Source organism: Wolbachia endosymbiont (group B) of Chorthippus parallelus (assembly GCF_947251815.1).
Classification (GTDB): domain Bacteria; phylum Pseudomonadota; class Alphaproteobacteria; order Rickettsiales; family Anaplasmataceae; genus Wolbachia.
On the sequence record NZ_OX366390.1, the window covers coordinates 438,882 to 452,459 of the forward strand.

1 protein-coding gene is annotated in these 13,578 nt (G+C 36.6%); it reads left to right on the forward strand.

Annotated elements, in window-relative coordinates; translation table 11 throughout:
- Positions 1–63 precede the first annotated feature (63 nt).
- Complete coding sequence (locus OPS21_RS01975; RefSeq protein ID WP_265027666.1) at positions 64–13,572, forward strand: ankyrin repeat domain-containing protein; 13,509 nt, start codon at positions 64–66, stop codon at positions 13,570–13,572.
- Positions 13,573–13,578 lie beyond the last annotated feature (6 nt).

Here is a 13,578-nt window from a genome sequence, read left to right on the forward strand (position 1 = left end):
GACTGATAAAGTTTTTTAGCGGTCTTAGTGAGGATTTGTTAATAGAGATTCTGGAGGCTAGAGATGACCATATCTGGAGATATAATAGAGGGTATAAAGCGTAATGATAAGAACGCGATAGGAAATAACTTTACTATTGTTAGCCAAGATGGCTGGGGCTTACTCCACTATGCAGCTAAGTTTGGCAGCTTAGAAGTAGCAAAATTTTTAGTAAATGATCAAGGCGTAAGTTTTAATACTAAAACTAACGATGGAAACAAGCCCATTCACATTGCAGCTGATTTTGGACATAAAAATATTGTAAAGTTTTTTCTTGATAAAGGAGTAGAAGTTGACGAGAAAGGCAAGGATAATTGGACACCTTTACATTATGCTACTAATAAAGGGTACCTAGAGATTGTAAAGCTTCTAATAGAAAAACAACAACATATTAATTCTAAAACCATGGATCAATCAACTCCATTGCACTATGCTGCAAAGAAAGGGCATTTATCAATTGTGGAATTTCTCATAGCAAGAGGAGCAGAGATTAATGTTAAAAACTCTGATAACGAAACACCACTGAAACTTGCAAATGATGGAGGACATGAAGAAGTTGCAAGCTTACTAAGAAATGAACTACTGCTTGCTGTTGTAAAGAAAAGAGAACGAAACGGAGTGGAAACTCAGCTTGATAACGGTGCCAATATTAATTATGCAAGTCAAAACAATGGCTGGATGCCACTGCACTATGCTGTTGATGATAGTCCTGAGGACCTCAACTTTATCAAATTTTTAACAGAAAAAGGAGCAGATATTAATGCTAAAGATTCTGATGGGAATAAACCATTACATATTGCATCTGATCATGGATACAGAGATATCGTAAATTTCTTTCTTGATGAAAAGGGGTTAAGCGTTAATGATCAAGGTAAGGATAGTTGGACACCGCTGCACTATGCTGCTAATAAAACTCATCTAGAACTTGGAAAAGCTTTAGTAGAGAAAGAAGGTATTGATATAAATGCTAGAGACAAGGGTAGAAAAACACCACTTCATCATGCGGCTAGTAAAGGCTATTTAAATTTCGTTAAGTTCTTAGTAGGGAAGGGTGCAAATATTAATGCCGAAGACGCTAAAAGTGAAACTCCACTCCAACTTACCAGCGATTCAGATGTTAAAAGGGTTCTGCTAGGTAAAATGTTAATTGATGCTGTAAAGCAAAATAATATCCAAAAAATTAGAGAATATATTGGTATTGACCATGCAAGTGTTGATTATTCAAGTGAAGAGAATAAATGGACACCGTTACACTATGCTGCTAGCCTAGGCTATCGTAGATCAGCGGAATTGCTTGTAAATAATTCCACTTTAGGTGCTAGAGACTCTGAAAATAACACACCTTTACATATTGCTGCTGATTATGGCAAGGAAAATATTGTAGAATTGTTGCTAGAGAGAGGAGCAGATATTAACATTGAAGGCAAGAACGCTTCCACTCCTCTTCACTATGCTGCTGATAAAGGAAATTTTAGAGTAGCAAAACTATTAGTTGAAAGGGGAGCAAACATTGATACAAAAAACTCTAATCAGAAATCGCCATCACAATTGGCCAAGGACAAAAATCATCAGACAATTGTAAAATTGCTATTAAACAAAGCACTGATTAACTCAGTTCAAGAAGGTAATATTAATGAGGTCAAAGGGAATCTTGATAATGGTGCTGAAATTAATCATTCAGACCGTAACGGCTGGACTCCACTACACCATGCTACTAATAGAACATCAGAAGCTCTAGGGCTTATCAGACTGTTAGTAAAAGAAGGGGCAAATGTAAATGCTACTACCCATGATGGTAATAAACCCTTACATCTTGCTTCTCGCAATGCATATAAAGATACTGTAAAATTTTTTATTAACGAAAAGGGTTTAGACATTAACGATCGAGGAGAGGAAAATTTTACACCTTTACACTATGCTGTTAATAAGGAAAGTGAGGAATTAGTAAGGTTTTTAATAAAAAAAGAAGCAGATATTTATGCTGAGAACTCTAATAGCAAAACACCATTAGATCTCGCTGAAGGTAAGGTAATCAAAGGCATATTGTTGGGCAAGGCGTTAATCGATGCTGTCAAGAGGAATGATATAACAAAAGTCAGTGATCATATTAAGAAAGGGGCAAATGTTGACTATTCATATGAAGATAGGAAGTGGACATCATTACACTATACTGGCAGTTTGGGCTATCAGAGGTCAGCAAAAGTCCTTGTAAGAAACAATGCTACTATTATTGATGCTAAAGATTCTGAAGATAGCAACCCTTTGCATATTGCTGCTGAATATGGTCACAAGAATATTGTGGAATTTTTTCTTAAGAATCCTAGAGAGCATCTAAGTGAAAGTAAGGCTAAGCTTCTTGAAAGCGAGGGAAAAAATGGTTGGACGCTTCTGCACTATGCTACTGATAAAGGTCATCTTGCAGTAGTAAAGTTTCTTATAGAAACAGGGGCAAACATTGCTACCAAGGGCTTAAACGATGAGACGCCTTTACAAATTGCTGAGGAAAAAGGTAATAGCCATAAGGAAGTTGCAAAATTACTGCGAAGCAGAGCATTATTTAATGCTGTAAAACAAGAGAGTCTTAATGATGACCTTGACAGTATCAAGATTATTTTTACAGGTGAGATTGATGTTAATTATTCGGGTTTGGATAATTGGACACCACTGCATTATGCTGCTTCCAATGGTGATTTAAAAGTTGTGGAGTTTTTAGTCGAAAAAGGAGCAGATGTAAACACTATAACCAATGATAGGGAAAAGCCCATACATGTTGCTGCTAAGCATGGACACACAGAAGTTGTGGAGTTTTTTATAGAGAGAAAAGGATTAAGTGTTGATGAAGAAGGAAAAAACAGGTGGACACCACTGCACTATGCTGTTTCTGGAGGTAAGCTAGAGCTTACAGAATTTTTAATAAAAAAAGGTGCAAATATTAATGCTGAAAGTCTTGACTCTAGCAATAAGACACCACTACAACTTGCTCAAAATGGAAGTTACGAAATAATTAAAAGGATAGTGCTGGGTAAGGAGTTAATTGATGCTGTTAAAAGAAATGATATAGAAAAAGTTAGAGATTACATTACCTCTGGAGCTGACCTTAATTATTCATATGAAGATAAAAAGTGGACACCACTACATTATGCTGCTCACTTAGGTTATCAAAGTTCTGCGGAAGTACTCATCAATAACAACTCCACTGTTATTGATACTAAAGATTCTGACAATAATGAGCCTTTACACATAGCAACCGCTTGCGGGCATGAAAATATTGTGAAGCTTCTTCTTAAAAACGAAAAAGGGTTATTAAGCGTAAATAATAAGGGCAAAAGTGATTGGAGACCCCTTCACTATGCTGCTGAAGGTGGACATTTGCCAATAGTAAAATTTCTAATAGAAAAAAAAGCAGATATTAATGCTGTAAATTCCGATGGTAAAACACCGCTAGAATTGGCAAGAGAAAGAGAACATCAAGAAATTGTATCACTATTATTGAATGAGGCTCTATTTGAACAAGTATTTGGAGCAGTAAAAAAAGGAAACCTTGATGAGGTTAAAGGATATCTTGATGCTGGTGCTAACGTTAATCACTCAGACCTTCAGGGCTGGACTCCACTACATCATGCTGCTAATAGAACCATAGATGATGACGAATTTGTCAGATTTTTGGTAGAAAAAGGAGCAAATATTGATGCTAAAACTAACGATGGTAACAAACCACTACATATTGCCTCCAGCCACGCACATATAAATATTGTAAGGTTCTTTGTGGACGAGAAGGAATTGGATATTAATGATCGAGGGAAGGATAATTGGACACCATTACATCATGCTGTTCATAAAGACAGTGAAAGCTTTGCGGAGTTTTTGATAAAAAAAGGAGCCAATATTTATGCAGAAGATTATAATAATATAACTCCATTGAAGCTCGCAGATGGCAAAGGGATTAAGCCTAAACTACTTGGCAAAGCTTTAATAGATGCTGTCAGGCAGAATAATGTAAGAAAGGTCAGAGATTACATTAAAGAAGGAGCTAAAGTTGATTATTCATATGAGGATAATAAATGGACTCCATTACATTACGCTGCTAGTCTTGGTTATCAAAGATCTGCAGAAACACTTATAAATAATAATGCTAATATTACTGATGCTAAAGATGCTGATGATAGTAACCCTTTACATATTGCTATTGCCCATGGTCGCAAGAATATTGTGGAATTTTTTCTTCAAGAACCTAGAGAAACGCTGATTGAAAGTAAAGGAAAAGATGATTGGACACCGCTTCATTATGCTGCTTACGAAAACCAATTACCAGTAGTAAAATTTCTTATAGAAAAAGGAGCAAATATCGATGCTACTGGTTTAAGCGAAGAAACGCCATTGCAACTTGCTGTTGAGAAAGGAGATAGTCATAGGGAAGTGGCAAAATTGTTGCGGAGTAGAGCATTATTTAACACTGTGAAACAGGAAGATCTTGGTGATGATCTTAAAGGTTCTTTTACTGACGAAATTGATGTTAATTATTCAAATTCAAGTAATTGGACACCGCTTCATCATGCTGCTCTTAATGGATATTTAAAAATCGTAAAATTTTTGATAGAAAAGGGGGCAAATGTAGATGCCAGAACTGACGATAGAGATAAACCGCTACATTATTCTGCAAAGAATGGACACAAAAATGTTGTAAAATTCTTTCTTGAGGAGAAAGGGTTAAGCGTTGATGAGCTAGGAAAAGAAAATTGGACACCACTCCATTATGCTACTTTAGACGATCACTTTGATGTTGTTGAGTATCTAGTAAAAGAAAGAGGAGCAAACATTGATGCTAGAAGCGTTAATGGTACAACCCCTTTAGACCTCGTTAAGAGTGAAGAAACTAAAGTTAAGGAGGTGTTGTTAGGTAAAGCATTAGTTGATGCTGTAAAGCAGAACATTGTATCGAGAGTTAGTGAGTATATTAATAAAGGTGCTAATGTTAATTATTCATACGAAGAAAATCTCTGGACTCCATTACACTACGCTGCCAAACTTGGCCATCAAGGATCAGCAACAAAACTAATAGAGAGTAATTCAATTAATGTTAATGCCAAAAACTCAGATGGCGATGAACCTATACACCTTGCTGCTGCTTATGGCCACAAAGATGTTGTTGAACTTCTTCTTGAAAAAGAGAAAGCAAGTATTAATCACAAAGGTAAAAGCAACTGGACATCACTACACTATGCTGCAAAAGGTGGGCATTTGCCAGTTGTACAACTTCTCATAGAAAAAGAAGCAGATGCTAATCTTAAAAACTCAGATGGTAAAACACCATTACAGCTTGCTAGAGATGAGGGTCATCAGTCCATTGCACAGTTGTTACTGAATAAAGGGCTATTTAACGCAGTAAAAGTAATTGGTGCAGTAAAGGAAGGTGATCATGATAAGGTTGAAGAATATCTTAGTAATGGAATCAGCATTAATCACTCAGATCAGAATGGTTGGTCTTTACTACACCATGCTGCCAATAGAGAAGTGGATGATTTAGAGTTTATTAGATTTTTGGTAGAAGAAAAAGGGGCTAATGTTAATGCTAAAGCCCATAGTGGAGATAAGCCTTTACATATTGCTTCTGGTATGGCGTATAAAGATATCGTAGAGTTTTTTCTTAATGAAAAAGGGATGAACGTTAATGATCGTGGTAAGGATAATTGGACACCGCTACATCATGCTGTTAACAAAGGTAGCAGCGATTTAGTAAAGTTTTTGATAAAAAAAGAAGCAGATATTTATGCTGAAAATTCTAATAGTGTAACTCCACTTGACCTTGCTCAACAGCTTTCCCAAGGTGAAAGTAATCGGCAAGAAGTTAAAGCAATGTTGCAGGGCAAGGCATTGATTGATGCTATAAGGAAAAATGATGTATCAAAGGTCAGAAAATATATTCAAAATCTTAATTATTCATACGAGAAAAATGGATGGCAGCCGTTACATTACGCTGCTAGCTTAGGGTATAAAACGCTAGCAACAGAACTTATCAATAAAGATCCAAATGTTGTTAACGCTAAAGATTCTGACGGAAATACACCTTTACATCTTGCTGCTACTTATGGCAAAGGTGACGTGGTAGAGCTTTTTCTGAGTAAGCAAGCAAATATTGATGAAGTAGGAAAAAATAACTGGACACCGCTTCACTATGCCGTTTATGAAAATCGATTACCGGTAGTAAAATTTCTTATAGAAAAAGGAGCAAATATTGGCGCTACGGGTTTAAGTGGAGAAACGCCGTTGCAACTTGCTGTTGAAAAAGGAGATAGTCACAGGGAGGTGGCAAAGTTATTGCGGAGTAGAGAGCTATTCAATGCTGTAAGAGGAGATAACTTGGGTGATGACATTAATAAGATTAAAGGTCTTTTTGTAAATGAGATTGATGTTAACTATTCAGATCTAAATAACTGGACACCACTTCATTATGCTGCTCGCAACGGTTATACAAAAGTAGCAGAATTTCTGGTAGAAAAAAAAGCAAATATAAACGCAAGAACAGATAGTAGAGAAAAACCTTTGCACATTGCTGCAAAAAATGGGCATAAAGATATTGTAGAATTTTTTATCGATCAACAAGAATTAAGCGTTAATGAACAAGGGGAAAATAAGTGGACGCCCCTGCATTATGCTGCTGCAAGCAATAGCCTTAATGTTGTACAGTACTTGATTGAAGAAAAAGAAGCTACTATTGATAGCAAAGATAGAAATAATTGGACAGCTTTACATCATGCTTCTAAAGAAGGCCATATTGAGATTGTAAAGTTTCTTATAAAGAAAGGAGCGAATATTAATGCTCATAATTCTCAAGGAAAATTACCAGTAGATCTGGCAAGCGAGCCTGAAGTAATTCAATTCTTACTGAATGAAGGGTTGTCTGGTGCTGTAAAACAAAATAAAGTGTCGGAGGTGAGAAATTATCTCAACAAAGAAGTTAAAGGAATAAGGGTTAATATTGACTATAGTGATCAAAATGGCAGAATTTTCCTTCATCATGCTGCACGTCATGGTTACTCTGATGTAGTTGAGCTTTTAGTGCAAAGTTGGCCAGCTGTTAATGCAACTGATTTAAACAATTGGACTCCACTGCATTATGCATCTGAAGGCGGGCATCTAAAAATCGTAAAGCTTTTAACGAGAGAGCGGGCAGACATTAACATTAGAAATTCTGACGAGGACAAACCATTACACGTTGCAGCCAAAAGTGGGCATCAGCCAATAGTAAGGTTTTTTATTGATGAGCGGGGAATGGATATTAATGATTTAGGTAGAGATAATTGGACACCACTTCACTATGCTAGTGCAAACAACTATTCACAAATTGTAAATTTTCTTGTCAAAGAAGGTGCAGATATTACTATCCAGAATGCCCAAGGTAAAGCACCTTTAGAGCTTATAACTGGTAATCAGGAAATTGTCAGGTCATTACAAAATGAGGCATTATTTGATGCTGTAGAACAAGGAGAGTATGCTCAAGTTCAAAAATATCTTGACAATGGAGCTGATCCTAACTCTCTGAGCGGTAATGATTGGACGCTGTTGCATCGTGCAGCTGAAAAAGGTCATTTGCTAATAGCTTCGCTTCTAGTAGAAAGAGGGGCAAGCATTGATGCTGAAAATTCTGATGGGGACAAATCTTTGCATATTGCTTCACAATATGGCCACATAAACATTGTGAAGCTTCTACTCAACGGTAAAGTTAATGATAAAGGTAAAGATAATAAAACACCACTACACTATGCTGCTGAGAGCAATCACTTCGAAGTTGTGCGATATTTAGTAGGAGAAAAAGGTGCAGATATTAATCTTAAAGATGCTGATGGGGATAAACCTATGCATCTTGCTGCAAAGAATGGACATACGGATATAGTAAAGTTTTTTCTTGATAAAAAGCTCAGTGTTAATGATTTAGGTAAAGATAGCTGGACACCACTCCATTATGCCGCTGAGCAGGGCAAGTCGGAAGTTGTGGAGCTTTTGATAACAAGAGGTGCAAATATCAATGCAGAAAACTCTGGTGGCAAAACACCTCTACAACTTGCCCAGGATGAAAGAGTCAAGGAGTTATTGTTAAATAAAGCACTTTTTGATGCTGTGAAAGAAGGAAATTTAGTGAGAGTACAAGACTCTTTCAGAGATGGAGCTAATGTAAACTCTACTAACAGATGGGGATGGGGGCTTTTACACGCTGCTTCTGTGAGAAATAATTTGCCATTGATCAGGTCTTTAGTGGAAGAGAAGGGAGCGAATATTAATGCTAAAAGTAGAGATGGAGATAAACCTTTGCATATTGCTGCCGAGAAAGGCTCTTTAGATGTTGTAAGATATTTTCTCAGTAGAAAAAATGGTGTGAATGAGGCAGATGCTAACATTAATGATAGGGGCAAAAATAATTGGACACCGCTTCATTATGCTGCCAAGTACAACCACCCTGAAGTTGCAGAGTTTCTCATAGAGAATGGTGCAGATATTAATGCAATTGACTATGATAATCTAACACCTCTGCAACTAGCTAATGAAGGGCCAATTAAAAGATTATTACAAAATAAAACATTATTACATGCTGTAAAGCAGGGAAATTTAAATGATGTAGAAAGATACCTTGATAATGGAGCTAACGTTAATTATTCAGATAAGAATGGATGGACAGTATTACATGAAGCTGCAAGTAGAGGACATCTAAGAGTTGCTCAGGCTCTAATATCAAGAGGGGCAAACATTAATACTAGAGATCAAAATGGCGACAAGCCTTTGCATATTGCTGCTGATTACGGTCGTAGAAACGTGGTAGAATTCTTTCTGAAAGAGGAAAGAGCTGGCCTTAGTGTTAATGATGCAAATAGAAATGGATGGACACCGCTTCACTATGCTGCAAGCAGAGGTGGTTTGGCAATTGTAGAACTTCTGATAACAAAGAGGGCAAATATTAATGCTCAAGATTCTAACGGAAATAAGCCTTTACATATTGCTGCAGATAACGGGCATAGAAGTATTATAGAATTTTTCCTTAGGTGGCACGGGGATGAGCTAAGCATTAACGATAAAGGTAATAATGATTGGACTATGCTACACTACGCTGCTGACAAAGGGTATCCAGAAGTTGTAAAATTTTTAATAGAAAAAGGAGCAGATATTGATGCTAAAAGTACTGATAACAAAACACCTTTGCAACTAGCAAGCGGTAAAAACCATCAGGAAGCAGCAAGATTATTGCGTAATAAAGCATTATTTAATGCTGTGAAACAAGGAGAGTTAAGTAAAGTTGAACAGTATCTTGCTGAAGGAGCAGACCCTAACTACAAAGACGAAAATGACTGGACATTGCTGCATGATGCCGCTAGCAAAGGTTACATTGAAATCGTTAGGCTTCTAAAGGCGCAAGGAGCAAATGTTGATGCTAAGTCTTATAATGCAAAGCCTTTGCATTATGCTGCTAGGAATGGATACGAAGACATAGTAGCGTTTTTGATAGTAGGAAAAGAGAAAAGTGAGGGTGTTGACAGTCGTGGTAGGAATAATTGGACACCATTACATTATGCTGCTAGACATGGACGCTTGGCAGTAGTAGAATTTCTGATAGGAGAGGACGCGGATATCAACCTTAAGGATACTAACAGAAATAAGCCATTGCATGTTGCTGCTCAATATGGTCATACAAATGTGATGGAGTTTTTCCTAAGGAAAAACAGAGAAGGGTTGAGTATCGATGACAAAGGTATAAGTGGAAAAACAGCTTTACATCAAGCAGCTGAGAAAAGCCATTCAGCATCTGTAGAATTTTTGATAGAGAAAGGCGCAGATATCAATATTCAAGATTCTGAAGAAAACACGCCATTGCAACTTGCAACTGACCCTGAGATTATTAAATTGTTACAAGATAAGGTGTTATTTAATGCCGTTAAGCAGGGAGATCGTGATAAAATTAGTGAATATCTTACTAGTGGAGCTGATGTTGATGTGACTAACAGGTGGGGATGGGGAATGTTGCATATTGCAGCAGAAAATGGCGACTTATCAATGATAAGGTTTTTACAAAGTAAAGGAGCGAACCTAAACATGAAAAGCATTAGTGGTGAAAGCCCGTTACATGTTGCTACCAAAAATGGATACAAAAATGTTGCTGAGTTCTTGCTTGAACATGGAGTAAGTGCTAGTGAACCAGGCAAAAATAATAAAACGCCATTACATTATGCGGCAGAGGAAGGTTATTTTGAGCTTGTAAAGTTACTAATAGAAAAGAGAGCAGACACCAACGCAAGGGATTCAAACGGTAAAACACCATTACAACTTGCTAAAGAAAAAGAGAATGGAGAAATTACTGAATTGCTGTTAAATGAGGCTATGTTTCATTCTGTAGGAAGGAATGACATACAAAGAGTTAAAGATTATCTTAAAGAAGGAGCTGATGTTAATTATTCTAGTCACAATAACTGGACACCACTGCATTATGCCGCTTATAGAAACCACATAAAACTCATAAAACTTTTAGTAGAAGAAGGGGCAAATGTTAATGCTGGGTCTCATTACATAAAACCTTTACATATTGCTGCTCAATATGGCCATAAAGGCGTAGTGGAATTTTTGCTTAACAGCGGATCAAATATTAATGCTTCTGGTTGGAATAGCTGGACACCACTCCATTATGCTGCTGATTCTGGTCACTCAGAGGTTGTGAAGTTGCTTATAGAAAGAGAGGCGGATATTAATGTTCAAGATTTTCATGGCAAGACACCGTTACAACTTGCTACAGAAAAGCGCCACCTAGAAGTCGTAAAAACTCTTTCAAATGCAGGATTGTTTGATGCGATAAGTCAGAAAGATTTTAGAAAGGTTGAACATTATTTTAATATAGGTGCAGATGTTAACTCTAGAGATGATAATGACTTAACACCATTGCACAAAGCTGCTCAATGTGGTGATTTAGAGATTGTCAAGTTTCTTCTTAGAAAAAAGGCTTACACTAATGCTAGAAATAATAAAGATTACCTTACTCCGCTCCATGAAGCTGCTAAGAGTGGTAACTTAGAAGTTGTGAAACTACTTATTAACTTTAGATCAAATATTCATGATCAAACGATAAGCGGAGCAAAACCTTTGCATATTGCTGCTGAGTATGGACATAAAGATATCGTAGAGTTTTTCCTCAATAGGAGATTAAGTGTCAATGATTTAGATAAGAATAAGTGGACGCCGTTACACTATGCTGCCAAGAGTGGTAACTTAGAAGTTATAAAGTTTCTCATCAGTAGAGGAGCAGATATCAATGCCAAAGATTCTAATAATTTAAAACCTTTGCATATTGCTGCTGAGTACGGTCATAAAGGTATTGTAGAGTTCTTTACTGTAGAAAAGCAATTAAGTGTTAGTGACCAAGATAAAAGTAGTAAAACATTGATGCACTATGCTGCTAAAAGTGGCAACTTAAACGTTATTGAATTTTTTGCTGGTAGAGGAGCAAATATTATCGCTTTTGATATTAACGGTGTGAGTCCTTTACATATTGCTGCTGAGCATGGACATAAAAACGCCATTGAGTTTTTTCTTAGTAGAGGATTGAATGTTAACTATCAAGATCAGAATAATCAAATACCACTACATTATGCTGCCAAGGGTGGTAGTTTAGAGGTGGTTAAACTTCTTGTAAGTAGAGGAGCAAATGTCAATGCTCAGGATTCTAGTAATGCAAAACCTTTGCATTATGCTGCTCAGTATGGTCATAAGGATATAGTAGAATTTTTTGTAGTGCAAAAGCAGCTAAGTGTTGATGACAAAGGCAAAGACAATTGGACACCTTTATATTATGCTGCTAAAGGCAGGAATAATAAACACATTGATGATAAACTTTTAGAGGTTATTAGGTTTCTCGTTCGTCAAGATAGAAACATCATCAAAAATAAAGATGTTTACGGTGCTGGGCCTTTACATATTGCTGCCCAGCATGGACACAAAGATATTGTGGAGTTTTTTATACAAAAAGAATTAAATGTTAATGATGCTGATTATCAGCAATTAACACCTTTGCATTATGCTGCCCTTCATGGTCGCTTGAGGGCTACTAAATCTCTAGTTGAAGAAGGTGCAGATATTAGAGCTGTAAGCAACGATGGAAAAAAACCTATACACTCTGCAGCTAGCAATGCACATAAGAATATTGTACTGTTTTTCGTACAGCAGGGGCTAAGTATTAATGATCCAGATACTAATTTAATGTGGACGCCACTGCATTATGCTGCCCATTCTGGTAATTTGGATTTTGTCCAATCGCTTTTAGCTGAGGGAGCAAATTTTAATGCTGTAGATGCTGATAACGCAAAACCTTTGCATATTGCTGCTGAACGTGGGTATCAAAAAGTTATAGAACTTTTAATAAACCAGGGAATGAATGTTAATGATTTAGGTCAGGACAATTGGACACCGCTGCATTATGCTGCAAGGCATGGTCATTTGGGAGCTGTAAGATTTTTAGTAGAAGAGAAAGGAGCAAATATTAATGCTGTTGATCTGAGTGGTAAAATACCTCTACATATTGCTGCTGAGAATGGACATAAAGATATTGTAAAATTTTTCCTTGATAAAGGAATAAGTGTTAACGCTGTTAGTGCAGATAATTGGACGCCTCTCCACTGCGCTGCTAGTAATGGTCATTTAGAAACCGTAAAATTTCTTGTGGAGGAAAAAGGAGCAGATATTGATCTTCTCAGTATTGATCATGAAAAACCTCTTGATCTAGCTATTTCTGCAAACCATGTAAGTGTGGTAGAATACCTAAGGCAAGCTCTGGAAGAAAAAGAGCACAATTACGTTGCTAATATCAGGCATAGTCATCTTTTTGTAGATCAGCCTACTGTAGGTCAGTTTCAAAGTAGTGGAGCAGGTAGACATTCTTCACTGATAGGCAACTGGGTTTCTTGGATAAAAGGTTGGATACCTAATACTGGACAGCCATTTTTACCAGGTAAGGTGGCCAGCTGTAAATCATCTACACCTATTATTCAAGAAAGGCTTGGGAATATTAGTAATGCAGACATGATGCTTTATTATGTATTATATAGCTGGTTCAATGGAAATAAATGCAACATGAAATGTAGAGCTTATGAAAGCAGTACTTTATCAAAAGAGGAGACAATAGGCTGTACTTTACGTATAGTGGAAAAGCTAGAGCAAGTAATGAAGCAAGCAGCTTGTAGCAGTGGTATAGCATGGAAATCAGTAAGAATTGATTTTTTAGAAGTACAAAAAACTATCACAGCAAAAATTACAAGTGGCAATTATGATACAATTGCTAGTCTTTTAGACTCATATGTAGAAAAGGCATTTTCACAAAATTTAAGTCAAAAGCAAATCGATGGATTTAAAAAAGCCTATAATGGTAAGAAAGATCGAATATTAAATAGTGCTGATCTGCAAATCCAAGCTAGCATCCAAGTACCTACCTCTATACAAAGTGTTCTTATAGAAAAAGGTATTACAAATGAAAAAAGCAAAGAGACCTGCTACTCGTTATTAAAATAGCAGGTA

Coding starts and splice junctions, on each gene's coding strand:
- OPS21_RS01975 (WP_265027666.1), top strand. CDS start 64: ATGACCATATCTGGAGATATAATAGAGGGTATAAAGCGTAATGATAAG.